The organism is Acidobacteriota bacterium (genome assembly GCA_016715115.1).
Lineage (GTDB): Bacteria > Acidobacteriota > Blastocatellia > Pyrinomonadales > Pyrinomonadaceae > JAFDVJ01.
On the sequence record JADKBM010000003.1, the window covers coordinates 1 to 25,787 of the forward strand.

The 25,787-nt window shown below is 53.9% G+C and carries 23 protein-coding genes, 1 tRNA gene and 3 pseudogenes; 7 read left to right on the plus strand and 20 right to left on the minus strand.

Annotation, left to right across the window (positions count from 1 at the left end; genetic code table 11):
* Positions 1-23: 23 nt before the first annotated feature.
* Positions 24-103, minus strand: a tRNA-Arg gene (locus IPN69_02085).
* A 12-nt stretch (positions 104-115) separates the two neighbouring features.
* On the opposite strand from IPN69_02085, the gene IPN69_02090 reads away from it, so the two are divergent.
* A complete protein-coding gene (locus tag IPN69_02090) occupies positions 116-370 on the plus strand; it encodes a hypothetical protein (protein MBK8809505.1) in 255 nt (84 codons plus the stop codon).
* On the opposite strand, the gene IPN69_02095 is transcribed toward IPN69_02090, so the two are convergent.
* The 6 genes and pseudogenes from IPN69_02095 to mltG all read right to left on the minus strand — a co-directional run bounded on the left by IPN69_02095 (position 354) and on the right by mltG (position 4,271).
* Complete coding sequence (locus IPN69_02095; protein MBK8809506.1) at positions 354-827, minus strand: peptidylprolyl isomerase; 474 nt, start codon at positions 825-827, stop codon at positions 354-356. The genes IPN69_02090 and IPN69_02095 overlap by 17 nt on opposite strands.
* A 192-nt stretch (positions 828-1,019) precedes the next feature.
* Positions 1,020-1,466 (minus strand): annotated as a pseudogene (locus tag IPN69_02100) (D-tyrosyl-tRNA(Tyr) deacylase).
* Between the two features lie 24 nt (positions 1,467-1,490).
* Positions 1,491-2,072 carry a peptidylprolyl isomerase gene (locus IPN69_02105; protein MBK8809507.1) on the minus strand — a complete coding sequence of 194 codons (582 nt, stop codon included), beginning with the start codon at positions 2,070-2,072 and terminating at the stop codon, positions 1,491-1,493.
* A gap of 137 nt (positions 2,073-2,209) precedes the next feature.
* Positions 2,210-2,425: an HAD hydrolase family protein gene (locus tag IPN69_02110; GenBank protein MBK8809508.1), complete on the minus strand. Its 216-nt coding sequence runs from the start codon at positions 2,423-2,425 to the stop codon at positions 2,210-2,212.
* Complete coding sequence (locus tag IPN69_02115) at positions 2,395-3,087, minus strand: HAD family phosphatase (GenBank protein ID MBK8809509.1); 693 nt, start codon at positions 3,085-3,087, stop codon at positions 2,395-2,397. Before IPN69_02115 ends, IPN69_02110 begins: the two co-directional genes overlap by 31 nt.
* Positions 3,088-3,199: 112 nt before the next feature.
* Positions 3,200-4,271: pseudogene (gene mltG / locus IPN69_02120) on the minus strand (endolytic transglycosylase MltG).
* Between the two features lie 76 nt (positions 4,272-4,347).
* Here mltG and thpR point away from each other — a divergent pair.
* Positions 4,348-4,986, plus strand: a complete 639-nt coding sequence (gene thpR, locus IPN69_02125) for an RNA 2',3'-cyclic phosphodiesterase (GenBank protein ID MBK8809510.1) — start codon at positions 4,348-4,350, stop codon at positions 4,984-4,986.
* On the opposite strand, the gene IPN69_02130 is transcribed toward thpR, so the two are convergent.
* Positions 4,922-5,503 (minus strand): glutathione peroxidase, encoded by a 582-nt coding sequence (locus IPN69_02130; GenBank protein ID MBK8809511.1) that lies wholly within the window; start codon positions 5,501-5,503, stop codon positions 4,922-4,924. The genes thpR and IPN69_02130 overlap by 65 nt on opposite strands.
* Before the next feature lie 11 nt (positions 5,504-5,514).
* Positions 5,515-6,531, minus strand: coding sequence for an SPFH/Band 7/PHB domain protein (locus IPN69_02135; GenBank protein MBK8809512.1), 1,017 nt, complete (start codon positions 6,529-6,531; stop codon positions 5,515-5,517).
* Positions 6,532-6,798: 267 nt separating this feature from the next.
* On the opposite strand from IPN69_02135, the pseudogene IPN69_02140 reads away from it, so the two are divergent.
* Positions 6,799-8,032: pseudogene (locus IPN69_02140) on the plus strand (threonine ammonia-lyase).
* Between the two features lie 389 nt (positions 8,033-8,421).
* Positions 8,422-8,760, plus strand: a complete 339-nt coding sequence (locus tag IPN69_02145) for a hypothetical protein (GenBank protein ID MBK8809513.1) — start codon at positions 8,422-8,424, stop codon at positions 8,758-8,760.
* Between the two features lie 126 nt (positions 8,761-8,886).
* On the opposite strand, the gene IPN69_02150 is transcribed toward IPN69_02145, so the two are convergent.
* From IPN69_02150 to IPN69_02200, 11 genes are all read right to left on the minus strand, one after another.
* On the minus strand, positions 8,887-9,123 hold the full coding sequence (locus tag IPN69_02150; protein ID MBK8809514.1) for a hypothetical protein: 237 nt from the start codon (positions 9,121-9,123) through the stop codon (positions 8,887-8,889).
* Positions 9,075-9,443 carry an IS110 family transposase gene (locus IPN69_02155; GenBank protein MBK8809515.1) on the minus strand — a complete coding sequence of 123 codons (369 nt, stop codon included), beginning with the start codon at positions 9,441-9,443 and terminating at the stop codon, positions 9,075-9,077. Before IPN69_02155 ends, IPN69_02150 begins: the two co-directional genes overlap by 49 nt.
* Positions 9,380-9,871, minus strand: a complete 492-nt coding sequence (locus IPN69_02160; GenBank protein MBK8809516.1) for a transposase — start codon at positions 9,869-9,871, stop codon at positions 9,380-9,382. The genes IPN69_02155 and IPN69_02160 overlap by 64 nt, the downstream gene beginning before the upstream one ends.
* A 279-nt stretch (positions 9,872-10,150) precedes the next feature.
* Positions 10,151-10,624: a hypothetical protein gene (locus IPN69_02165; GenBank protein ID MBK8809517.1), complete on the minus strand. Its 474-nt coding sequence runs from the start codon at positions 10,622-10,624 to the stop codon at positions 10,151-10,153.
* A gap of 122 nt (positions 10,625-10,746) precedes the next feature.
* A complete protein-coding gene (locus IPN69_02170) occupies positions 10,747-11,313 on the minus strand; it encodes a hypothetical protein (GenBank protein MBK8809518.1) in 567 nt (188 codons plus the stop codon).
* 274 nt (positions 11,314-11,587) lie between these two features.
* The gene (locus tag IPN69_02175) at positions 11,588-13,330 is read right to left on the minus strand and encodes a LamG domain-containing protein (GenBank protein MBK8809519.1); all 1,743 of its coding nucleotides are present in this window, start codon (positions 13,328-13,330) and stop codon (positions 11,588-11,590) included.
* 82 nt (positions 13,331-13,412) lie between these two features.
* On the minus strand, positions 13,413-13,934 hold the full coding sequence (locus IPN69_02180; protein MBK8809520.1) for a LamG domain-containing protein: 522 nt from the start codon (positions 13,932-13,934) through the stop codon (positions 13,413-13,415).
* A 383-nt stretch (positions 13,935-14,317) separates the two neighbouring features.
* The gene (locus tag IPN69_02185) at positions 14,318-16,267 is read right to left on the minus strand and encodes a LamG domain-containing protein (protein MBK8809521.1); all 1,950 of its coding nucleotides are present in this window, start codon (positions 16,265-16,267) and stop codon (positions 14,318-14,320) included.
* Positions 16,264-17,160, minus strand: coding sequence for a hypothetical protein (locus IPN69_02190; protein MBK8809522.1), 897 nt, complete (start codon positions 17,158-17,160; stop codon positions 16,264-16,266). The genes IPN69_02185 and IPN69_02190 overlap by 4 nt, the downstream gene beginning before the upstream one ends.
* Before the next feature lie 19 nt (positions 17,161-17,179).
* Positions 17,180-17,608 (minus strand): hypothetical protein, encoded by a 429-nt coding sequence (locus IPN69_02195; GenBank protein ID MBK8809523.1) that lies wholly within the window; start codon positions 17,606-17,608, stop codon positions 17,180-17,182.
* A gap of 122 nt (positions 17,609-17,730) precedes the next feature.
* Complete coding sequence (locus tag IPN69_02200) at positions 17,731-18,015, minus strand: transposase (protein MBK8809524.1); 285 nt, start codon at positions 18,013-18,015, stop codon at positions 17,731-17,733.
* A gap of 1,039 nt (positions 18,016-19,054) precedes the next feature.
* On the opposite strand from IPN69_02200, the gene IPN69_02205 reads away from it, so the two are divergent.
* Genes IPN69_02205 through IPN69_02215 form a run of 3 tightly spaced genes read left to right on the plus strand, consistent with a single transcriptional unit; the run spans position 19,055 to position 25,752 of the window.
* On the plus strand, positions 19,055-21,016 hold the full coding sequence (locus IPN69_02205; protein MBK8809525.1) for a DUF2779 domain-containing protein: 1,962 nt from the start codon (positions 19,055-19,057) through the stop codon (positions 21,014-21,016).
* On the plus strand, positions 21,016-23,145 hold the full coding sequence (locus IPN69_02210; protein MBK8809526.1) for a site-specific DNA-methyltransferase: 2,130 nt from the start codon (positions 21,016-21,018) through the stop codon (positions 23,143-23,145). The genes IPN69_02205 and IPN69_02210 overlap by 1 nt, the downstream gene beginning before the upstream one ends.
* Positions 23,146-25,752 carry a DEAD/DEAH box helicase family protein gene (locus IPN69_02215; GenBank protein MBK8809527.1) on the plus strand — a complete coding sequence of 869 codons (2,607 nt, stop codon included), beginning with the start codon at positions 23,146-23,148 and terminating at the stop codon, positions 25,750-25,752. It begins immediately after the preceding gene.
* Positions 25,753-25,787: the final 35 nt, after the last annotated feature.

Genomic DNA, 25,787 nt, shown 5'->3' on the forward strand with positions numbered 1-25,787 from the left:
GAAAGCTTGGTCAAAATGGAAAATACTCGCGGCGGGGATCGAACCTTGCGACCTTTCGCTCCGGAGGCGGGAACGCTCTATCCCGGCACTGAGCTACGCGAGCACGGAGAGTCCGATGACCAAAAAGCCGGGAAAGGGAAGGGAAAAGGGAAAGGCAGAAGGCAAAAAGGGGGAAAGGGGAAAAGGCAAAAGGGGAAAGGGGAAAAGGCAAAGCAAAGGGGAGGGGAAGGAAAAAGGAAGAGTGGGGCAAGGGGGAGAAAAGGCAAATAATAAAGGCAAAAGGCAAACACGAGAGGGTCCAACTCCTTTCCTTGCCTTCGCCTTTTCCTTTGCTCCTTTTGTTCCTTGCCTTTTCAATCACTTCGCTTGATCGTCGCTGACTTGATCCTGACTGCGTCGGTCGCTTCACCGTTTTTCGGGACGCCCGCGATGGTCCGGACATTGTTCATACCGTCGATGACCTTGCCGAAGATCGTGTAATTCTTGTCGAACGCGGGTTCGCGTTTGAGCGTGATGAAAAATTGGGAATTCGCCGAATTGACGTCGTTTCCGAGGCGCGCCGCGCCAAGAATGCCCGTGTCGTACGGGATGTCGGAAAACTCCGCCGTGACGTTCGGCTTGCCCGAATCGCCTTCCTTTCCGGGCTGCGGTTTCGCACCGACCTTGGTGTCGGCGTTTCCCGCCTGAATGACGCTCGCGTTGACGCGGTGGAAGGCGATGCCGTTGTAATAGCCTTCCTTGATGGGTTCCTTGAACCGCGCGACCATCAGCGGCGCAACATTCGAGTAAAGCTCCATCTTGATCGTGCCGTAGGCAGGTTCCTCCATTTCGAAGACCGCGATCTCGTTGTCGGCAACGGGGGTGACGCCCTTCTTATAATCTGGGAAGCCGTATTCGTGTTTGACGGCTTCTTGTTCGTCGCCGTGTTTGTCGATTTGTCAGCGCACGCCGCTGTCAGGGCGATCGCGCAAATGACGGTTAAGACCAATGATTTCTTAAACATAAATTTCAAATTCTTCCTAAAATTGACGGTCGCTGTCAAGCAGGATCGTAACCGGGCCGTCGTTGACCAGTTCGACATCCATCATTGCCTGAAAGCGGCCGGTCTCCACTTTTATGACCTGTTTTCTTGCCTCAGCGACGAAGAACTCATAGAGCCGGTTGGCATCGTCCGGGGCCGCGGCGGCGATGAACGATGGCCGGCGTCCCGCCGCGCGTCGCCGTAAAGCGTGAACTGCGAAACGACGAGAAGTTCGCCCCCAACTTCGAGCAGGAGAGGTTCATCCGGTCCTCGTCGTCCTCAAATATCCGCAGATTCAGCGTCTTGTCGACGAGAAACAGCGCTTCAGCCTCGAATCGTCGCGCCGAAACGCCAAGCAGGACGAGGAGACCGCGACCGATCTCTCCCGTTACCTCGCCGTCAACCGTGACCTCGCGCGCGAAACGCGCTGAACAACACACCGCATTCGATTTTGGATTTTGGATTTTGGCTATTCCAAATTCCAAATTCCAGATTCCAAATTCGAATTTTCACTTTTCGAAACCCAGAATCTAAAATCTAAAATCCAAAATCCAAAATCCAAACGTTTTAGCCTTCGATGTAAACGTTCCATCACGACCGGCTCGACCGGTTTGTCTCCGTAGCCGGTTTCGACCTCGGCGATCGCGTTGACGACGTCCTGGCCTTCGATGACCTTGCCGAATTTCGTGTAGCTCGGGGGCAACGGATAATCGATGTGCATAATGAAAAACTGCGATCCGTTGGTGTTCGGTCCGGAATTGGCCATCGCGACCGTGCCGCGTTCGTACGAGCCGCCGTAAAGCGACGATGATTTGTTGATCTCGTCGTCAAACTTTCCGCCCCAGGCAGATTCACCGCCGTAACCCTCGCCGAGCGGGTCGCCGCCCTGAATCATAAAATTCTTGATAACGCGGTGAAAAATGACCCCGTCATAATAGTTCTTTTCCGCCAAGAGCCGAAAATTCTCGGTCGTCTTCGGCGCGTCCTCTTCAAGAAGTTCGAATTTGATCGTTCCCTTGTTCGTTTCGATAACTGCCGTTCTGTTCGCCATTGATAGTCTCCTGTAATTTATGAAGTCAAAATGATTAAGGTTTGATTATAGTAACAAATTGTTCGATTTGAAACGGCGGAACTTCGTTCCGTTGACGGATAGATTCCAGCCTCGGGCTGCGGGCTTCAAGCTGTGAGTCAGGGGCTTCCGGTTTCCCTCAGAATGAACCGCTCAATTGCCGCGGCGACGCCGTTTTCGTCATTGTTCGCGGTCACGAAAAACTCTTCGCGATCCTTCAACTCGGGTGACGCGTTGCCCATCACGACCGACGTTCCGGCGTATTCGAGCATTTCCAGATCGTTGAAATTGTCGCCGCAGACCATCACCTCTTCGTGCGAGAATCCGTGCGCCATCGCCAACTTGTGAACGCCGGTGGCTTTCGACGCATTCGGCGGAAGGATGTCGAGCAGCGTGAAGTCGAGATGCGGATAAATGGTCGCCAAATATTGACCGTCTCGCCGAGTTCGTCCTCGAGCACACGCTCGAGATCGAACATCGCGCTGCAGTGTCCGGAAAAGGATACGTGGATGACCTCGGCCGCGTCGAGCGCGTCCTCGAGGCGTTCGACGTGATGGATCGCCTCCTCGGCTTCGTCGCCGTGCAGCAGCCGCGACCAGGCGACGTACTTCTGGAGCGGGATGTTCTCGGCCGAAATGACGTCGTAGAGCAGCGTGCCTTTCCCATTCGGATCGGCCGAAATCAATGCATCGCCGCCGAAATCGCGTCCGACGCGAAGGATCTCGCGAACGGTTTCGGTCGCGATCAGCGAAACATCGACGGTTTCGAGCGATTCGGCGAATTTGAGCATCGCGCCGTTGTGCGTCACGATCGGGGCGTTGAAGCCGATCTCGAGCGCCACCGGACGTGCATCGCGAAAGCGTCTTCCGGTAGCGATCGTCACGAGCACGCCTTTCTCCTCGGCGCGCCGGATTGCCCGTTTGTTGGCAATCGGGATCGCCCCGCGCGAGTCAAGCAAGGTTCCGTCGAGATCGAGTGCGAGAAGTTTGATCATCAGTAGTTAGGATAGTGCATAACGCAAAGTGCATAGTGCAAAGTCGAGAGTTCAAGATGTTTCAAGTCCGTGTCCACTATGAACTGTGCACTTAGCACTATGCACCGAGTCCCGCTCACTGCTCACCGCTGGCGCGTTTCTTCTTTCGCTGTTCTTCGAGCCAGATCTGATACGCCGCTTTGCCGCGCTCGAATTCTGCGGCCGAGGCATAAAAATGATGCGAGCCATCGTTTTTCTCGACGTTGAGGACATAAAAAATATAGTCCGTCTGCTTCGGGTTGAGCGCCGCTTCGAGCGCCGATTCGCTGACGCTCGAGATCGGACCGGGCGGGATTCCAGAAAACTTCCGCGTATTGTACGGCGAGTTCGACTCAAGATCGCTCTTGTGGATCGTGCCGTCCCAGCGATTTTCCATTTTCGCAATGTAAACCGCGGTTTGATCGATTCCGAGCGCCATTCCTTTGCCCAGGCGATTGTAGATCACGGAGGCGACGATCTGGCGCTCGGCGTCGAATTTCGACTCGGTCTCGATCAGCGATGCGATCGTAACGACCTCATGCGGCGTCCGTCCGAGGGTCTTCGCGCGGTCGTTCCATTCCGGTTTCCAGGTCTTGCGAAACTGATCGACCATCTTCTTGATGACGTCTTTAGGCTCCGTCCCGATCGGAAAACTATAGGTGCTCGGATACATATAGCCTTCGAGATTCTTCGCGGTCGGATCGATGTCCTTGATCAGCGAGACGTCGTCCATCAAGAGGAGCACCGATTTTTCGTCCATTGGCGGGTCGACCGGGAACTTTTCCGCGACGCGTTTGGCAATATCAAAAACGCGTCCAGCCCTCGGGAATCGTCAGCTTGATCGTTCGCTCCTCGCCCTTTTCAAGTTCCTTGAGCACCTGCAGCGGGGTGATCGGCGAGGTGAACTGATAATCTCCGGCCTTGAGCTTCGAAGCGTCGCCGAAGGCTCGCAAATAGATCTTCGTCGCCGTCGGACTTGCGATGACGCCCTCGGCGGCGAGTTTGTTGACGATCTCGTTCGGCGTCGAGCCCTTCGGGATATTGATGAACTCGTTCGATCTCGAATGCTGCACCGGCTGATTGAGCGAACTGTAAAGCCACCAAGAAATTCCGCCGACGGCGATGACAGCAACGATCAATATGGCCAGAAGAACTTTGATGAGACTCATTTCGGAGAAGATTTTAGCAGAAACGCTTTCCTAATCGTTAATCGCAAATTGTTAATGGTAAATTTGAAACGTTCGTATGAAACGCATATTTCTGGCGATCGATATCTCTGACGACGCGCGCTCGGCAGCGGCCGTCTACGCGCGCGAACTGCGTTCGGAGTTTCCGGGCTTGCGGGTCGGTTGGGAACGGTCGGAAAAGCTGCATTTGACGCTGAAATTCCTCGGCGACACCGCCGAGCGGCAATTGGACTCGATCCGCGACACCGCGCAAAAGATCGCTGCGGAATTCCCGCCGTTCAAACTGTCGATCTGCGGAACCGGCGCGTTTCCCGATGCGAGAAATCCAAGAATTCTCTGGCTCGGAGTAAACGGTGACGTTTCAACGCTCGCCCGACTGCACGGGCGATTCGAAACGGAGTGCGAAAAACTAGGGTTTCGAAGGGAAACGCGGCGTTTCACGTCGCACCTGACGATCGGTCGGGTACGTGATCCTCGAACGGCGTCCGCGTTGGCGTCGCGGCATATTGAAAAAGTTCGAATCGGACGAGTTCGGTGTTTCCGGTGTAACGGTTTACGAGAGTCTCGTCGATTCGAACGGTTCAACTTACAAGATCGTCGAGCGATTCGGTTTCAGAACCGCCTGACAGTTTCTATTTCAGGGCTTTTTCAACAGCCGCGACGAGGGCCGGGTCGTCCGGTTTGGTCGACGGGCTGAAGCGGGCAATGACGCGCCCGTTGCCGTCGACCAGGAATTTCTCGAAGTTCCACGTGATGTCGCCACCGAAGTCCTTTTGACCGGTCAAATACCGGTAAAGCGCGTGCTGGTCGTCGCCCTTGACCGAGATCTTGGAGAACATCGGAAACGTCACCTTATACTTCAGAGTGCAGAATTCCTTGATCTCCTGTTCCGTTCCGGGTTCCTGGCCCATAAAATTGTTGGCTGGAAAACCGAGAACGAAAAAGCCCTTGTCCTTGTATTTGTCGTAAAGGTTCTGCAACCCTTCATACTGAGGCGTCAAACCGCATTTGCTCGCGGTGTTGACGATCAACACGACCTTGTCTTTGTACTCATCCAGCTTGACCTCACGGCCGTCGATATTCTTCATCGTGAAGTCGTGGACCGACGTTTCGACCGGAGGAACGGCCGGAACCGTCCTCAAGCCGAAGGCAAAGACCGCGTATATGCCGCCGATCAATACGACGGCCAACCCTAATAACCCTTTGTTCGACATATTCAATACTCCTACCGGTTCAGTTCGCGCGGCGACTTCGGCGGACTCGGAAGCTGTTCCTTCTTCTCGCCGGTTTCGGCGAAAACTTCCTTGAAGGCGCCGATGCTCGAGAGCATACTCGACGTTTCCACCGGCATAAAGATGACCTTCGAATTCTGCGACCGCGACATATCGCGCAAAGACTCGATGTAGCGCGCCGTGATCAGGTATTGGGCCGTTTCGGCCGCGCTTCCGATCGTTTGCGCTATCTGCGCGATCGATTGTGCTTCCGCCGTCGCGTTTCGCAGCCGCGCCTGCGCCGCACCCTCGGCTTCGAGGATCGCCGATTCCTTCAAACCTTCCGAGCGCGTGATCGCCGCCTGCTTTTCGCCTTCGGCACGCGTGATCGCCGCCTGGCGGTCGCCCTCGGCCGTCAGGATGAGCGCGCGACGGTTGCGTTCGGCGGTCATCTGCTTTTCCATCGTGATCCTCACGTCTTCCGGCGGGTTGATGTTCTTGACATCGACGCGCGTGACTTTGACGCCCCATTTGTCGGTCGCTTCGTCGAGGATCAAACGAAGTTTGTTGTTGATCTGATCGCGCGACGAGAGCGTGTGGTCGAGGTCCATCTCGCCCATCACGGAACGCATTCCGGTGATCGTCAGCTGGACGAGACCTCCGATAAGGTCGGTGACCTCGTAGACGCCCTTGATCGGATCCGTGATCTGCCAGTAGACGACCGAGTCGACGTTGATCGTCACGTTGTCGCGCGTGATGACCGGTTGCGGAGGAAGGTCGATGTACTGTTCGCGAAGATCGATCGACGTCAATCCGGGCCGAACGTTGGTCCAGTAAACCGCGCGCGGCGACTCAAAAAACGGAACGATGATGTTCAGTCCGCTGGTCGCAAGCCGATGAAACTTGCCGAGGCGCTCAATGAGTAAAACGCTCGATTGCGGAACGATCTTGATCGTCTTCGCCGCGACGACGAGCAGTGCGAGTCCGATGAATGCCAGGAAAATAAACCCAAGGCCGATACCGATTTCCATAATTTCCTCCCTTTTCTAAAGTTATGTATTAAATATATCGCAGATTCGAAACGAATTGCATTTGTTTTCGGCGAAATCTCGATCGGCCGCGGCAGCCCAAAAGAATGGAAGTCATCGCCCGAAGAACGAATCCCTTCCCCGATGCCGCAGATCTTCCGCAACGAGTTAAAACATCAGACGTTTACCGACGTTCTGTCACCGGACTTCTTTTTTGAATTCAACGCTCTTCATCGAAAACCCTTTTTCGGCGTATAATCTTCGGAACTTATGAGCGTGAAACTTACCGACATCCAGGAAGCCCGAAAGATACTGAATGGCATTATCATCCCGACACCGATCCTCTCCGGATGAAAAGCTCTCGATCGAGATCGGCGCGAAAGCGTTTCTCAAGGCCGAATGCCTGCAGCGCAGCGGTTCGTTCAAGATGCGCGGCGCGTACAACAAGATCTCGCGCCTTTCGGCGGAAGAAAAGGAGCGCGGCGTGATCGCCGCTTCGGCGGGGAACCACGCGCAGGGCGTGGCGATGGCGGCGCGCCTGCAGGGAATCAAGGCGACGATCGTGTTGCCGGAAGCGGCACCGCTCACAAAGGTCACGGCGACCAAAGCGCAGGGCGCGGAAGTGATCCTGAAGGGCGGAAGCTTTGACGAGGCGGTCGCCTACTCAAAGGAACTACAAAAGGAACAAGGCTCGACATATGTGCACGCGTTCGAGGATTACAGCATCATCGCCGGACAGGGAACTATTGGCTGGGAGATCGTCGAGGACCTTCCGCAAGCGACGCTCGTCGTCGTGCCGATCGGCGGTGGCGGGATCATTTCCGGAATCGCGATCGCGGTCAAGAATCTGTTGCCGAACGTGCGCGTCGTCGGCGTACAGGCCGCGCACTGCGGCTCGGTCAACCAATCGTTAAAGGCCGGAAAGCCGATCGAATTCAAGGCCTTGCCGACGATCGCCGACGGCATCGCGGTCAAGCGTCCGGGCGAGCTGACGTTGCCGATCATCAAGGAGTATGTCGACGAGGTCGTTGAAGTTTCGGAAGAAGAGATCGCGCGCGCGATCCATCATTCGGTGACGAACAACCGGCTGGTCGTCGAGGGTGCAGGCGCGGCCGGAGTGGCGGCATTGCTCGCCGGAAAGATCAAGGTCAAGCCGGACGATGTGGTCTGCACCGTGTTGTGCGGCGGCAACATCGACGCGAACTTGCTGACGCGCGTTCTCGAGCAGGTTCTGGTGCGCCAGGGCCGCTACATAATGCTCAAGGTGCTTGTCGCCGACCGGCCCGGAATGCTCGCGACGCTGACGAAATGCATCGCCGAAACGCGCGCCAACGTGATCGAGGTCTATCACCGACGCGCGATGTGGCTCGCGCCGCTCGGCTATGTCGGGATCGAAGCGCTCCTCGAGGTCCGCGACGACGGCCACGGAAACGACGTCGTCAGGCATCTGCAAAAGGTCGGCTATCACGTCGAACGCGAAGGCGTCGATACGTGGGAAGAATGATCCGATTTCGGATTGGGGATTTGGGATTTGGGATTTCGTCAGAGTTACGCCTTCAGGCGTGAACACGTACCCGTCAGAGTTACGCCTTCAGGCGTGAACGCGTATTCGCACACGCCACCGAAGCGCGCGAAGCACGCGCCGTATCGATAGCACCAGGCGCCGGCGAAGCCAAGCCTGGTGTTTCAACGTAAACCGATTCCAGAGCGTGTGAAACATCTATAAAGACGGTTTCGGTGTCAAGTTCGGAAGTGAACTTTGCGGTTCGCCAATGATATTGGTGAAAGAAAGTTCGGTTCCGGTTTCAAGGTTCGTCGTCATTATCCTTATCTCCGGGGCAGTGTCAGATGTTGCTGTCCCGAGAATTGATCTGTCTTTGTCTTTGGTTTTCAATGATTTATACCCAGCAGCCGTGGCTGTGGGAATGTGGAAAAGCCGCTTTTTGGCTTTTCCAAGCGATTGTGGGAATTGAGGGAAAACGTTTTTTGTTTTTCCTCAATTTCCACATGAGCGGCATTTCCATAGCCTTCTTCGGGTTCGACCAGACCGGCCGGCACCGCTCGCCGCCCGGACACACCTCCGGCGCTCCCCGATCCGGGGGCGTCGAAGAAAGTGCCTTTGTCCATTCAAGATCATCCTCGCTGCCGGTTGTTTTTCGTTTCTTTCTGTTTGCCACCTGCCGCCTGTTGGCGCGGCCAGGCGCTTTGCGAGCAAAGCCTTTCGGCTTGTGACCCCGTTCGGCGCGGTCCACTCATTCATCTATCCGGGTATTGGCGAAGGCCCGTTTCCCGGGACTTCTTCCCTTGATGTTGCTTCGCACATCTGCCCCCGAACGGGCAGAAGGCCGGATAACCCAATCACGCGACGGTCATTTCAGACCTTGTTTCACCACGGGTATCTCCGGCTGTGCTGCCACGCATGTCAAACTCCCGTGCGGTGATGTTCTCCCGCAACATGACCGAGAGTTTGACAAGAAGCTTTCGGGTGACGGCCGTTTTCGCCACCCGCCTGGTTTTCTTTCTGGCGAGTCTCCGGTAGAACGCCCTCAGCCGTTCGTCCCTCCGGGCCGCCGCGTTCGCCGCCTGCCCGAGCATGTAGCGCAGCAGCGGCGACCCCGCACGGCTGATCCCGCCGAAGCTACCCGGGCTCCTGAGCTCTTCTCAAGCGGGCAAAGTCCCGCGAACGCAACCACCTGCCTCGACGAGGAAAAGCGCGCGACCTCGCCCAGCGTATGGATCAGGCAAAGCGCCGTCAGGATGCCGACCCCGGCCTGCGTCCTCAGCAACGCCACCCGCGGATCGATCCCGCCTTCTTCCTCAAGCCGGCGCTCGATCTCGCGGATGTTCCCGCTCAGCTGCTCTGCCGTCCGCAGCAGGATCTCCCGCCGCAGCGCCTTGCGCGGATCGGCCGGCACCGCCTCCAGGGTCTCCCCGGTACGCTTGCGTCCCCATCCTCCCCTTTCGGCAGCCCGAAATCGTGCGCCAGCGCCTGCAGCCGGTTGTAAACCTGCGTCCGCTGCCTCACCAGCCCCGACCTCAGCCGGATCATCTCAAGGATCGCCACGCTCTCCCGGCTCCTTCTCCAAAGCGCCGGGAAATCCTGCCTCATCAACAGCGTCAGGATGTTCTCCGCGTCCCGCGTATCCGACTTGTGCCGCGACTCCGCCCTCTTCCTTATCAAACCCGAATTGCCTACCAGCAACTTGTGTCCGTTTTCAAACATCAGTTCCTCGAACCAGTCGGCCTTCCCAGTCGCCTCGATGCCGACCGTTCCCTTCGGCATCTCCCGGTAAAACCCGGCCAACTCCTCACGGTTCTTGTGGAATATCGTTCTTGTTTTCAATTCCCCGTCCCGTCATCCAGCCAGCAGATCGTCTGCTGATGTGGATGAAAGTCGACTCCGTAGTATACTTCCATAACGGTTTCTCCTTATCTTCGACACGAAGAGACCTTGAATACTCGTCAGCATAACACTGACTGGGGAGAAACCGTCTTTATAACATCACGCGATGTGACGATCCGTGACGATTAAAACGCATGTTGAAATGAATTCGGATTGTGACACCCCGATTCGCGCCGCGTCACTTTTTTCAGCTCTGCGCCGCTGCGCGGACAGTTCGATTCACTGCCTCGAAACCTTCTGAAGAATCTGGTTCAGCAAGTCTTTGATTTCCGTATTTTCCTTTTGCAACTGCCGGATCTTGTCACGAAGGCTACTCAAATCGGTCTCGAGCGCGCCGCCCTGCGATGCCGTCACCGACCGCACGTCACGGCCAAAATCGGCCAGCGCAGGACGCTCGACGTACGTCACGCGGTGAAGCACGCGCCAGGCCTTGTTGGCGAACTTCTGCGCCTGGCGCAACGCACGCGCTTCTTCATCGTTGCTCGCCAGCCATTCCGGGTCGACGACATATTCGAAGAAATCATCGAAATTCTTCGTGCTCCCTTCAAGGTAATAACTCATAAATCGGAAACGATCGACCTTTTCGCCGGGCTGAATCGGTGAATCATTGTAGTTCGTGACTCCGCGCGATTCGATCTCGCTCATGTCGATGTTCAGTTCCACGCCGCGACTGATTTTCTGAGTCTTGCTCATTGTCACGCGATGTGACGATCCGTGACGATTAAAACGCATGTTGAAATGAATTCGGATTGTGACACCCCGATTCGCGCCGCGTCACTTTTTTCAGCTCTGCGCCGCTGCGCGGACAGTTCGATTCACTGCCTCGAAACCTTCTGAAGAATCTGGTTCAGCAAGTCTTTGATTTCCGTATTTTCCTTTTGCAACTGCCGGATCTTGTCACGAAGGCTACTCAAATCGGTCTCGAGCGCGCCGCCCTGCGATGCCGTCACCGACCGCACGTCACGGCCAAAATCGGCCAGCGCAGGACGCTCGACGTACGTCACGCGGTGAAGCACGCGCCAGGCCTTGTTGGCGAACTTCTGCGCCTGGCGCAACGCACGCGCTTCTTCATCGTTGCTCGCCAGCCATTCCGGGTCGACGACATATTCGAAGAAATCATCGAAATTCTTCGTGCTCCCTTCAAGGTAATAACTCATAAATCGGAAACGATCGACCTTTTCGCCGGGCTGAATCGGTGAATCATTGTAGTTCGTGACTCCGCGCGATTCGATCTCGCTCATGTCGATGTTCAGTTCCACGCCGCGACTGATTTTCTGAGTCTTGCTCATTGTCAGCGCAAGCGAGACGGTGCCCTGGAGCGAAAGATCGACGGCGGCCGATATTACATTGAGCGAACTCTGATGGCCGAGTGCCGCGTTCATGCTGAAAGACCCGCCGATCGTATGCTCGGCCGTACTCGCAAAAGTTTGTGCCTCCGATCGCAACCCGCCGTCGGCGTCCCAGACGTAATTGTTGACGATGTTCCGCTTTCCCGCGCGGATCTGGAATATTCTCCATTTTTCGCTGCCAACTCGAAAACGCGGCCGAAGCGTGCGCCTGCACCTGAATATCCTTGATCTTGTCCTTGATCTCGTTCTGCTTTTCGACCGCCTTTGTTTTTGCGATCCGAGGTCCGCTTTGGCCTTGTCCTGCGTTTCATTCAATGAGCTGTGCGGAGGCGGCCACCGTCGCACCGTCGGCCGCCTCCACTTTCTTGTCACCATCGCGATCAAGTTCGGCGGTAACCGGCGCCGGCCCTTTCTCGATCTCACGATTTAGGGACGGCGCGTCGAGCAGGCCCGAATTGAACTGGGCGAAATATGATTCGCGCTGTTTGTCCTGCTTTTCGATCTGACTCTTCAGATCATATGCTTCCCGCAATCTGAAATAGCTTGCGGGATAAAGCGAGCCGACCTGCGCCCGCATTTCGGGGACGTGCCGGAAAAATCGCTGACTGGTGGCGACGCTTCCCGTCATGCCGTCGAGACTGCCGCTCATCGTGTATGCCGGATTGATCATGAAGGTCACGGTGTTGACGTCGATTGGAATTCCCTCGATCGGCAAGACGAGGTAACTGATCATCTTCCTGGTTCGCGCGAGACGCGATACGAAAACGTCGGCGGGAGACGAAACGACGAGCGCATAACCGACGTTTTTCGGAATAAAGCGCTTGCCGAGTTGCGGAAATTTCGCTTCAGTCTCGCGGGTGCCGCAAAGTTCAAGCCGATCCGCCATCTTTCTTCCGGACCCGGCAGTTATGGTGCTCTCATTCTGAAACTGGTAGCCGGTTTCTAAGTTTCCGGCGTATCCGCCCCGTATTTCCAACAGTTTTTCCGCCGTTCCGACTCCAAGCGCGGTAGTGACGGCTTCAACCTCGGTGTCGACGCCCAGAAACGCATCAAGCTTGACACCGAATCCAAGGTCGTCGGAGCGCTGCCAGGTGTATTCCATGTCCTCAGACAGCGACAATTCGACCGACGCCGCGCCATTGTAATTCTCTTCGATCGTCAGATTCTCGCTCGGCACCGGCGGCGGGCCTTCGATATAGCCCAGCAAAGTCGGTTCGAATTGTCCGTTCCCGATCCAGACCAACTCCAGCGATTCGACACGTTTTCCGGAAATCAGATCGATACGGCCCGGAGACGTCGAGAGAAAACCGCGCCGCATGACCGATGTCTTTTTTTGAGTCCGAAGATCTACGCCGATTGTCGCGTATTCCGCACATGCGAGCGTGTTACCGCTTATCGGAAGCGTGTTGCTGATCATCAGGAACGATTCGCCGGCCAACGTTCCGTCGTCCCACGTTTCAACTTTGTCCTTAACCGTTATCGGATCCCCGGACGCGGATGACTTCTTGAGCGAATGCTGGTCAAGCGGCCAATAACTAACCAGTCCGTCGACATCATCCGACAAGCGCCGCGACATACCGTTGCGAATCTCATCCACGGTTCTGATAATGTTCCAAATGCGAATCTCGGCGATCAAAACACTGTACGTCTCGCCTGATTCCGCGAATCCCTTCCCAATGAAGTTCGAATCAAAATCGACGTCGGGCGGTGCGTGGACTATTCCGGATTTCACCATGATTCCGTTGACGAATAGTTCTGCGTTCCCTGACGGGTCGAGGGTCACGGCAAGATGCTGCCATTCGCCGCATTTCAGCGCGTTGTCGGCCGAAATCTGCTTTTGCGATTCGGCGTTGGCGACCTCAATCGTCAAATTGTCGGTATTCCCGTCAACGATCAGGGCGATGCTATCGGACGTGGTTGAATTCTCAAAAGTAACGACTCGAATCCGGCTACGCTGATCGTCGTAGCGAACCCACGCTTCATAAGTGATCTGATTCTGATTGAAAGCACCGGCTCCAAAGTGCGGAAGGTTGATGCTGTCGGAAGCCATGTCAAACCGAACTACCTGGTGCCCGAAATGCCCGATCGGAGCCGTGCAAGCCACCCAAGCGGGGATTCCGACGACGGTTCCGTCATGACGGTTTCCCGCTTCTATCCGTTACTGATTGGCCCAAGCCATCGGTCATCGGAAGATAGGCGACGAGACCCGCTTCGTTGCCGGTAAGCGTCGTCACGCTGTTCGCGAGAATCTCTTCGGAGCTCAGCGCGTTTTCCCAGATTCGCACTTCGGCCACCTTTCCGAACGATTGTCCGGGCCCGTCGAGATTGCTGCAAATGCCGTAAATGTCTTCGCTTGATTTGGCCTCTGCCGTGCCGACGTTTTGCCCGTCGATGTAAAATGTAGTCCCGTCCTCGTTGGCAACCGCCGCCAAATGATGCCAACCGATTGAAAGCTCCTTCATATCGAAGGCGCTGTCGAAGAATCTGCCGTCGACCTTCAAGCCGAGCCTTTCTTCATCGCCGGATTTCACTACGATCACCGGATCGTCTTTACTCTTGGCCGAAAACAGCCTCCACTGGCCGCCGTTGTCGGGCAAAGGATAGAAAAACCAGGCTTCGGCCGTCCATTCGTCTCCCGAGCTCAACCGATTCATCGAGAGTCAAAGACTGTCCACCCGAAAAATCGAGGCACGAGCGGACGATCGGATCCACGATCCACTGCTCGGAAAAGGCGTTGGCCGAATCCACGGTTGCGTCAAAATTGGTCTGGCGCATCCGGCCGTTTTCATCGAAATATGCCAGCTGTACGTTGCCTTCGCAGGTTTCGAGAGCATGCAGTCTGCCTGTCGGCTTCACGAACGCAATCACCGCGGCCGGTGTTCCGAGTCCCTTGAATCTTTTGATAGTCGGCATCGACTGCGCCTGCGTCCCCGGAAATTCCGAGAGCGCCGGGATCTGTATCTTTCCGAGATCATCGTTGACCTGTTCCAGGCGCCGCGACGGATTGCCCGGGTCATCCAGCGCTACCTTTAATTGCTCAATCGCCTCCCGTGCGTCCTGCTTCGCCCCTCTCACGAACCTCCAACGCGACCTGACGCAGGTTGATGTCACGCTCTACTTCCTCGGCATCGGATGAGCCATTTCTGACATGCACCGCTAGAGACAACGCTTCATCGTGCCAGCTTGTATCTCGTCGGGACAGACGATACGGACGAAGCCGCGGGGTATCGGAAGTCAACGGAAGACTCTCACCATCGAAGTCCATGTTTTCATAAAGAGTCAAACAGAGACCGTCGGGAACCTTCACGGAACAGATTTCTTTTCCCCAATCTCTGCCGCGAACCTCATTGTAGTAGGCGCCGAGATCACGATACGATCCAACGTCGAGCACCAATGATTCGGCGGTGTAATTTTCCCTCCAGAACACGGTGACTTTTTTCTTGATGTCCTCGAGGTTCTGACGTGCCCATCCCAGGCGTTCGGACCAGCGGTCGATTTCAAGTTGGAGAACTTCGAGGAACTTTGTCTTTTCGTCAATCTTGCGTTGCAAAGCGGCAGGGCTGCTGTCGGCGGCGGCGGCCGCCAATGACCGGCGTTGAATCTCGAGACGCGCCTGCCGCAATTCATATCGGGCGATCAGCCGACACGTATCGCGATTTTCGTTGGACGGATCGGTCAATGTCTCAAGATTCGCGGAATCGGAATAAGTGACCATTGTGACAGTATCCGAAATCATCACGATCGCGTGCTTTCTGATCTCGATCTCAGACCATTTGCCAGTCACTTTTGCGATTCCGAACTGGCGGACGAATCTGATCCCGTCCGGAACCCGGAAGCGGGCGCTTGCCTTGTACCAATACACGCCGATGTTCTCGATCGCCGTCGAATCTAACGGCTTGATTTCGCTCCATTCAAGCGAAGCGCGTGTCTGTTTGCCGCGCCAAATGATTTCAAACGGGTTCACCGGCGGTTCGACCGGATCGCCCCTCGTGCCCCACACGCGAAACTCGAATTCCTCGGTATAGACGGCGCCCGAGGTGACGGCGATCAGGTTGTCGTTATCAAAGCGCGTCGCCGGTTGTGATTTCGGGGTGGCGCCGGAACCGAACGGTACCGAAACGTCGCGGCCGATGCGGCTGCCGCTGATGTACGCACCTCCAAAGACAACGCCGTCGTTCCCGAATCCCGAGAAGTCCGGAGTTTGCGCATCCGCGATTCCGTTCAGACGCCAAAAACCGCGAAGATCCTTCTCCTGACCGGTCAGCGGACGGTACATGTTGTTCCGGATCTCATCGCCGCTCAGTGCCCGACTCCAGATCCGAACGTCGGCGATTTGTCCTTCGAAAAATTCGTCCCCTTCCCAATTGCTTTTTCCGATGTAATTTTGGGTTCGGCTGACCGGCTCGGGAGTCCCTTCCAGCATGCCCGATGCCAATTCGACTCCGTCCGTGTAGAGCGTCGCCTTTCCCGACGGCTCGACCGTTGCCGCAACGTGAATCCAGCTATCGAGCGGCAGTGCATCGGGAGCCGAAACACTGACGTAGGCCACTGATTCCTCATTGTCGATGAAGAATCTGAGTTCGCCCGACACGTCGGTGTTCGCGAGAACGATGTTGAGATTGCCTTGTCCGTTTCCGAAGTCGAGAATACGCGACCAATTGCGCAAGCTGTAATAGCGAACCCAGGCTTCGAGCGTAACCCCTTTCGCGAAATCGAATGTCATGGCCGGGAGCTGGACATAATCGTCAACGCCGTCGAACACCAATGAGTGCCGTCGGTTGTCCCGGATCTTTCCGACGTTGATCGCGGATCCGGTCTCCCATGAAGTGCTTTCGAATGTTATCTCGCGGTTGCCGACCGATTTGACGGAATACACGCCCGAATAGTCCCTCGTACCCGTAATCCGGACCCTGTCTCCGGTCTCGAGGCCATGATTGACCGCCGTTATCCGCAAACGCCCGTCAACCGTCCGATAGCCGGTTATCATTCCTCATAAAGCGTCTTCGGATCCTCGGGAACAAGTTCCCAATTGCCGATTGCGGCAGACGGCGGCGAGACTTCAAACGTATTCTCATCGATCGTCATCACCGTTTGAAACACCTTGTTGAAATCGGCGATCGAGGAAAGTTTAACGGAATCCGCCGGCTTTACGCCCGGGGCGTCCGCGGTCCCGATGGTAAGCAATTCTTTTTCGTCGTCGCCCTGTCTGATCGCCTGAATCGCGCCCTTCGGCAGAGGTTCGTCGACACGCGCCACGATATCGTCCAGATCGTTGAACGGCAGCAGAACCGCCTTTGGGGTAAAGCGGAGTTGTTCGGTCGCCGAAGGGGTCTCCGCGATCTGCGACAAGGTTCCGTCGGTGGCGACAGAAAAGCTCACGGCGACGGTATTGCCGGCGGTCGTGACAAAGGCCGCCATGACGCGGATCGAATCGCGGATCAGCTGCGTACCGGTATCGGTCTGGGTCGCCCGCTGAACCTCGTACCTCGTCGCCGTCAACCCTCTTGAGAAGGCGGCGTCCTTGAAATCAAGCTTGTGTCTGATGATTCCGGGTACCGACCGCATCGTCGGATCCTGAACGGCCTGGTCCTGAATGTCGAACAGCCCTTCGTCGGAAGCTTGAATGCTTGTAATCTCAACGAGTTTTGTTTCGTTGTTGTAAGCAAATATGTGCCAGCGATACTTATCTTGCTGGCTGGTCGGCAAAAGCACGACCGAAAACTCGCCCGCGGTCAGGTTACAGATTACTGAAAGCTCGGTCGTCGGCTCATAAAACGGTTTGCCTTCGATATCCTTGAAATCGAGCGAGTCGATCTTCTGCAAAAGGCCGGTCTCGGAGCCGGCCGACTTGAACCGCTTTTTGCTCCTTCTGTACCGCACTTCAAATTTCCGCGTCAGCCTATTGGCCATTCCATCGAGTACGAAGCGATCCGCGAGCAGCGTATTGTCTCTGGACTGTCGGAAAACGTAAAGGTGACCGGAGTCCTGAAACCACCTGAATCGGAGCGATTTCGGTTCGGCTGGAACTCTGATATGAGGAGCCGATAAGAAATCTGTTCGGATCGCTCTGGGCTTTGCGATCCTTCTCTTCCTTTGCAGTGACCGAAGTGTCGTCGTCCTCATTCGGAAAGCCGAGGAGTTTCCATTCTTCCCAACCGCTGATCTGACTCGGGTTCGCGTCGAGATAGCTTTTCTCGAAACCGTCCTGTTTGACCGTGTACCAGATATTCGCCTGCCCATCGCCGCCGTCTTCAATGCCGAAAACGATCAATTTTCCCTCATGCGTTAGGGTGTTTGAGTACAAGAACGCCTTTGAATCGAAAATCATCGGAAATCTCCTTCAATATGGTTGTTAATGTCCGGTTTTGTTCCTGAGAACACCAAGAAACGCATCAGGCCGGGTCCGGAAGCGAACGCAGACAGGTTTTGGTTCAGCGGAAACCGGAATTTTCAATTTGCCGTTAAGGTGAAACCAGACGCCTGATTTCTTGACTTGATCCTGGCGGAACGGGCTTGGTTGAGCCGTTCTTCGCGGACCTTGAGTTTATCCTCGACTCGGCCTAAAAGAAAGTCGGCGGGGGTCAGGTGGACGAGCGCCGAATGCGGACGCGTCTCGTTGTATCGCCTGACATGCGCGACGAACTGTACGCGGACGTCGTCAAGATCGATCAGCGCCGTTTGCCTGAGACATTCTTCGGACAGTGATCGATGCCGTCTTTCGATCTTTCCGTTCACCTGCGGTATTGACCGACGTCCGCACGTGACCGAGCCCGCTTTCCCTCAGAAAACCGCCGAACTCGCGCGACAGGAACTGTGATCCGTTATCCGAGACGATCCTCGGCCTGGCTTCGGGAACTTACCTCTTGATTCTTGAACCGCTTGAATCTTGAATATCTTGAATCTTGAATCAGATCTCAGGTTGATTCTTGAATTTTGAATCTTGAATCAGATCTCAGTTTGAATCTTGAATCAAAACGGACCTCTTGAATCTTGCATCCCTTGAATCTTGAATCGACAAAGATCAATCTTTGTTGATTCGAACCCGATCTTTGTTTGATCGCGTCGTTACCTGATCTGATGAAAGGAAATCTTATCCCGATTCGGAAGATTATAAGATCGAACAACGCCGTTCTTTGTTTGATCGAGGGAAAACTTAGTTCGATTCATCCCGAATCAAGATTGCTTTCGACCCAATCAAGTTGACACGTAACCCAACCTAATCGAGTCACCATCAAACAAACTCAAGTTCAAACCGAACTTTGTTCGCAAAACTCCATACTCAAAACCCATCACTCCAAACTCAAAACCCATCACTCCAAACTCAAAACCCATCACTCCAAACTCAAAACCCATCACTCCAAACTCAAAACCCAGCACTCAAATCTCTGAACTCTGACTTCTAAACTGTGAACTCCTCAACCGGAACTTCGCACTCTGCACTTTGCACTATGCACTGATTTCCGCTTTGCACTCTGCACTATGCACTTTGCACTGATTTCCGCTTTGCACCATGCACTCTGCACTTGAATGCACTTTTTTCTGCACTTTTTTCTTGCATCAAAAAAAATAATCGTGCTATAACTCCGGTGTCAGTTATAACCGAACACGATCTCCCAGGTCCGCACCGCAAAGCGGCCAGGCTCAACTGAACCGAATCGCCCCGTTCATCCCGGACATTGAACGACTGATCACCCGGCGACCTCGACGGCGATTCATCATAACGACTGGATGGATCCCACAAACATCAATCCAATGCGTTAGATAGAATTTTCTTATGCCGCGATATTTCACTAAATCGAAGTTTAAGCTCGCGCTTGAGTGCCCCACAAAACTTTTCTATACAGGCAAATCTGCCTACGTTAATCAGAGGGTAGAAGATACATTTCTCGCCGCTCTTGCGGACGGTGGATTCCAGGTTGGTGCGTTAGCAAGATGCTATTATCCCGAAGGAATACGTATTGAGACGCCCAATGACGAAGTAGCCATTGAGTTAACCAACGATTACCTCAAGGCCGATCAAATTACACTATTCGAGGCTGGTTTCTGTTACGGAACGCTCCTGATCAGGACAGATATTGTTATCAAGAACGGCAATGTAATTGACCTTTATGAGGTAAAAGCAAAATCATGCGACTTTGATGACGAAGCAGCGATGCTAAATAAGGATGGATCAATTAGTTCTAAATGGAAGGAGTATATTGAGGACGTTGCATTTCAAAAGCACGTCATCCAGCTTGCGTATCCGGATCTTGACGTCCGTGCCCACTTGATGCTGACTGACAAAACTGTTCGTTGCGGAACGGATGGTTTGAATCAAAAATTCAGGTTAGTTAGGGACGTAGATGGTCGTCGGAAAATCGAAGCATCTGCGGACCTGACTGACGAAGATCTGGCCACCAGATTGCTCCGATCGATTAACGTAGATGGTTGTTGCGAGAAGATTTTCGCGAGCGAAGTTGGTGGCTTAACATTCGAGGGTGTGGTTAACGCCTATGCCGATCATTATGATCGTGACATAAAGCTCTTGACCGACCCGCATCCCGGCTGCAAGGATTGTGAATTTACTCATGCAGAAGTCGCGGCGGACGATGAGCCGAGGAGTGGATATCATGAGTGTTGGGGGGAACGCCTTGGTTGGAATGACGAGGACTTTGAAATACCAAATGCATTCGATCTCTGGTATGGCGACAAGAAACGCATCGTAAAGGAACAAAGGTTCAAGATGTCGGACCTGGACGAGGCATTTATCAAGCCGAAAACTGATGACAAAGCCGGCCTGTCGCGGACGGAACGACAGTGGCTTCAGATTTCCAAGGTTCAAAATCGTGATTCTGCTATTTGGCTGGATCGGGACAACTTGCGAAGAGAAATTGATTCATGGTCATTTCCACTTCACTTTATCGACTTTGAGGGATCGAAGCCGGTGATTCCATTTTTACGCGGACGACGGCCCTATGAAGACATTGCATTTCAGTTTTCTCACCACACCGTGGATGCAAATGGGGTTGTCTCGCACGTCGGGGAATACCTAAACGCAACTCCTGGATCGTTTCCGAATTATGATTTCGTTCGTGCGTTGAAAGCCGAGCTTGCAAATGACGAGGGAACGATCTTTAGATACCACAGTTATGAGAATACGATGCTCTGCGCCATCTACTCTCAGTTGATGGCTGAAGCCCCTGAAGTGATCCCTGACCGCGATGAGCTGTGCGACTTCATCAAGTTAATCACCCAACCGACTGGCAAGCTTGAAGGCGAATGGGCACCTGGCCCCCGTAATATGGTGGATCTCCATTATATTGTCACACGCTATTACTACGATCCGGCGACAAATGGTTCGATCTCGATCAAGTATGTTCTTCCCGCGACCATAAACTCTTCAAACTTTCTGAAAGAAAAGTATTCCCAACCTGTTTATGGTTCGATTCACGGAATCCAAAGCCGGAATTTTGGAGAACAAATTTGGGTCGTTGACGATGGGAATGGGAAATTCCGTGATCCATACAAATTACTTCCGCCGCTATTTACCGACGAGTCTGCAGAAGATTACGCCGCGATCATGGCAATGGATAAGATCAACGACGGTGGGGCAGCTATGACGGCATACGGAAAGTTACAGTTCGAGGACATTCCCGCGGAAGCTCGTGCCGCTGTGGAGTCGGCACTTCTCAAATACTGTGAGCTGGATACCCTAGCGATGGTTATGATTTACGAAGCCTGGAGGGACGCGATCTAATGTCCCGACTTACAGATCTAATCTCGCAGGTTAAGGCCAATAACCCGGAACTTGGTAGAGAATTGGAACGAGAGTTTAGGACGCTCTCGTCCCGGCTTTCGTTTGGACTAAACTTTGAGCGGCATCGACCGGAGAGTGTAGAGCTTCCGGGAAGAGCGGTTAAGAAAGGCGATAAGGTTCGCATCTTGCCGCCGCGAGGCACGACTGGGAAAGGAGATCAACGACTCTGGCGGGTGACGGGTTTTCAGAATATCGACGGCAAACGCACCGCACGGATTGAATTTAAGAACAAAGACGGTGCGGAAGTACAGAACGTTCCGACGGAAGACCTCGTTGTCGTTGCCGAATTTCGCGATTTTATCTATCCCGGCTTAGTAAGTACCGGCAAAGTGACACGCGGTGGCGACAAGCCTTTTCATACAGTCATTAACGCCGAAAACTACCACGCTCTCGAAGCTCTGACATATACGCATCGTGGGAAGATCGACGCCATCTACGTCGACCCGCCTTACAATACTGGAGCGAAGGACTGGAAATACAACAACGATTACGTCGAAGGTGAAGACCTCTACCGCCACTCAAAATGGCTCGCCATGATGGAACGTCGCCTCCTCGTCGTCCGCGAACTACTCAACCCGGTCGATTCGGTTCTAATCGTAACGATTGACGAGAAAGAATATTTGCGATTGGGATTGCTACTGGAGCAAACTTTCCCCGAGGCCGAAATCCAGATGATTACGAGTGTAATCAACCCGAAAGGAACGGCACGCGGAAATGAGTTCGCACGCGTCGATGAATATATCTTTTTTGTGAAGCTTGGGGCTGTGCAGATTGCTCGTTGGAATTACGACATGCTCACTAGCCGAGACTATTCGCTCGACGAGGGTGTCCGATGGCGGGGACTTGCTCGAACCGGCCGAAAGGGACTTCGGGCACATAATCCTGGTTCCTGGTATCCGATTTACATTCATGAAGATGGCTCGGGCATTCACTCGGTTGGCGATACAGTTCTGTTCACGGACACAGATTCGCAGACGTGTCCAGATGGGACCGTCGCTATCTGGCCCCCAACAAGCAAAGGCCAACAGTTTAGTTGGTCCGTGGTTCCCGAAACATTCCGGGATTTGTTGGCAAAAGGCGCTGTACGAACCGGAAGGATCGATCTTTCGAAAAAGTCTGTACCGATTTATTATTTGTCCTTCAATCAACTGGCAGCGATTGAAGACGGCACACTTAAGGTTGTTGGCACTGCCGATGATGGTACGCTTGAATTACGTTACGCTAAAGGGTCACGTTTGGCCGCCCCTCGAACGGTTTGGAACACTACCGCCCATGACGCGGGAAGCCACGGCACCAGCCTCTTGCGAGCGATCATGCCTGATCGGCGCTTTCCGTTTCCGAAGGCTCTATACGCAGTGGAAGACGCATTGCGCTTTTTTGTGAAAAACAAGACCGAAGCGGTCATCCTTGACTTCTTCGCCGGCTCCGGTACGACCGCTCATGCCGTGATGCGGCTAAACAAGCAGGACGGCGGGCGGCGGCAGTGTATAAGCGTGACCAATAACGAGGTTGCAGCGGACGAACATAAGAGGCTTCGAGAAGAAGGTCTACGTCCGGGCGACGCAGAGTGGGAGCAATGGGGAATTTGCGAATACATCACAAAACCACGCATCGCGGCGGCGCTCACCGGCAAAACGCCCGAAGGCGAGCCGATCAATGGCGATTACAAGTTTACGGATGAATTCCCGATGGCCGATGGCTTTGAAGAAAACGCCGAGTTCTTTACGCTCACATACGAATCGCCGGTCGCGATAAGTCATAATCATGCTTTTTCGCGAATAGCTCCGCTTTTATGGATGCGTGCCGGGAGCTCCGGAAGACGCATCGAGCAGATTCCAGAAGCGGGATGGAGCGTGGCGGACACTTACGGACTCCTTGTCGATCTGGACCAAGCCGCCGCATTTGTTGAAGCGGTCAATCCGAAAGACTCTATTCATATTGCTTTTATTGTGACTGACGACGACCGTCGTTTTGAATCCATTGCCCGTCGGCTGCCAAAGACGGTCGAGCCGGTGAGACTTTACGAGTCGTATCTTTCTAATTTTCGTTTTACGTTGGGACAATTGTAGATGAAATTCACACTCAAAGATTATCAGAGCGAGGCGGTCAAAGACGTTCTGACGAACCTCAAGAAGGCTCGGAGACGTTGGCACGAAGATAACGATAAACACGCTTTCTCGCTGACCGCAACAACCGGCGCCGGTAAAACCGTAATGGCGGCAGCTGTTTTTGAGGCGTTGTTTTTTGGTGATGACGATTATGAGTTTGAGCCTGACCGTGGTGCGGTGGTGATTTGGTTCAGCGACGATCCTTCTCTTAATGAACAGTCGCGATTCAGATTGATGGAGGCATCGGACAAGCTAACGATCACTCATCTTAGAAATGTCGATACGACATTCTCACGTGAGAAATTCGATCCGGGCAAGATTTACTTTCTCAATACCCAAAAATTGTCCAAGAATAGTCTATTGGTGCGCGGTGGCGAGGCAGATGAATCTGAGGATTCAGAACCTTTGCTATCGAGTCTCATGCCCGATCTCCGATCCCATACAATTTGGGACACGATTCAAAACACCATCGAAGACCCTGATTTGACCCTGTACGTTATTCTCGACGAAGCACATCGGGGAATGAGGGAAAGCGGCAACTCCGTCAGCGGTAAAACAACCATCGTCAAACAGTTGATCAATGGAAAGGGCGCTGTTCCGGGAATTCCGGTCGTTTGGGGAATTTCGGCAACGGTAGAACGTTTCAACCAGGCGATCTCGGGAATGCATGGCCGTTCGACGCTGCCGAATGTTGTGGTCGATTCAAGAAAAGTTCAGGAGTCGGGCCTGTTGAAAGACACCATCAACCTTGATGTGCCCAATGAAACCGGAGAATTCTCGACTGTGCTACTGCGTCGCGGCACGGACAAATTGCGGGAGATCTCAGAGGCCTGGGTGGAATACGGTAAGCAACAGAATGATGCCGACATCGTGCATCCATTAATGGTCTTTCAAGTGCCGAATTCGCCTGATCACAATGAAATTGGCACTTGGCTAAAAACAATATTCGATACGTGGCCCGAACTGCCAACCGATTCGATAGCAAACGTTTTCGGTGAGCACAAAACCGAGAGCTTTGGCGGATACAGTGCACCCTATGTTGCACCTGAACGGATACAGGAATCTGATTGGGTCCGAATCCTCGTCGCAAAGGACGCAATCAGTACGGGTTGGGATTGTCCAAGGGCGGAAGTGATGGTCTCTTTCCGAGCCGCATCTGACAAGACTCACATAACTCAGCTCTTGGGCCGAATGGTACGTTCACCCCTTGCAAGACGTATTCCAGGCAACGAGCGGCTGAATGCCGTCGACTGTCTATTGCCGCATTTCAATAAGACTACTGTTCAGGCGGTGGTCAATGCCTTGATGTCTGGCGGTGATTCCGGAGAAGAATTGCCCGGTCGGCGCGTTTTGATCAACCCGCACGAAATGAAGCCGAACCCGGCAATTGATGAGGCAGTGTGGGAAAAACTGCTTTCGCTTCCTTCACAATCCTTACCGAAACGACAGGCACGCCCGATAAAACGACTTACTGCGCTGGCCCACGAACTCGCATCGGACGCCATTCTTGCAAACGCCGGAAAGATTGCACACCGCCAAATGCATAAGGCTCTCGATGCGGCGCGGGTTAAATACCAGGATGAGATCGTCAGCGCGCGGACATCGGTCTTAACCGTTGAAGGGCAGACGGTAAGGACAGATGTCGGTACGAAAGCAATGACATTCGATGACTTCATAGAGGCTGCCGATTATGCGGTTATCGAGGATGCCTATAGACGCGCAGGCCGTGTAATTTCTGCCGATCTGGCAAGAACCTACAGCGAAAAGATAGCTGCAGATATTAATGACGTTGAAGATCTGGACGATGCCCTCATCGAGGCTCATACTATCGTTGCAGCAATAGGTCTCGTCCCAGATATCAAAGCCGATCTGGACGGTGAAGCGGAAAAGCTTTCGAATCGGTGGTTGAGCGAGTATCGTATCGGCGTCAAAAGCCTTAGTGACGAACGGCAAGATGTTTATCGCGAAATACGAGAGATGAGTTCACAACCGCTTGACGTTGATTTGGCACGACCAAGGTCGTCGCTTCAACCATCGGTCATCCGCGAAGCAGACGGTAAGGAGATGCTTTTACCGCGATATGAGCGGCACTTGCTTTGCGATGAGGAAGGTTTGTATCCAAATGACTTAAACGATTGGGAAGATGCGATCTTACGCACCGAATTGAGTCAAACGGATAATGTGGCGTGGTATCGAAATCCCGATCGACCGAGTCAGGATTCGCTGGGAATAACCTATGACGAGGACAGTCAAACAAAAATTCTTCGACCTGATTTTATTTTCTTTGCAAAGGACAAGGCTGGAAATATCGTTGCTGACATCGTAGATCCGCACGGACATCATCTTGCCGATGCTCTTCCTAAATTGAGGGGACTTGCGCGTTATGCCGAGGCTAATGGAACGAGTTTTCGACGTATCGACGCAGTCGCTTTATCAAACGGCGTCTATAGACTTCTGGACCTAAAGGAAGAAAGAGTAAGGGCAGCGGTTTTTTCAGCGACTAGCGCGAAGGCAGTTTATGATTCTGCGGTGGCTGAAGAATATCTGATCAATTTGAAATCCGATTAGTGCACGAGTGCGATGTTCAAATCTAATCGGACAGC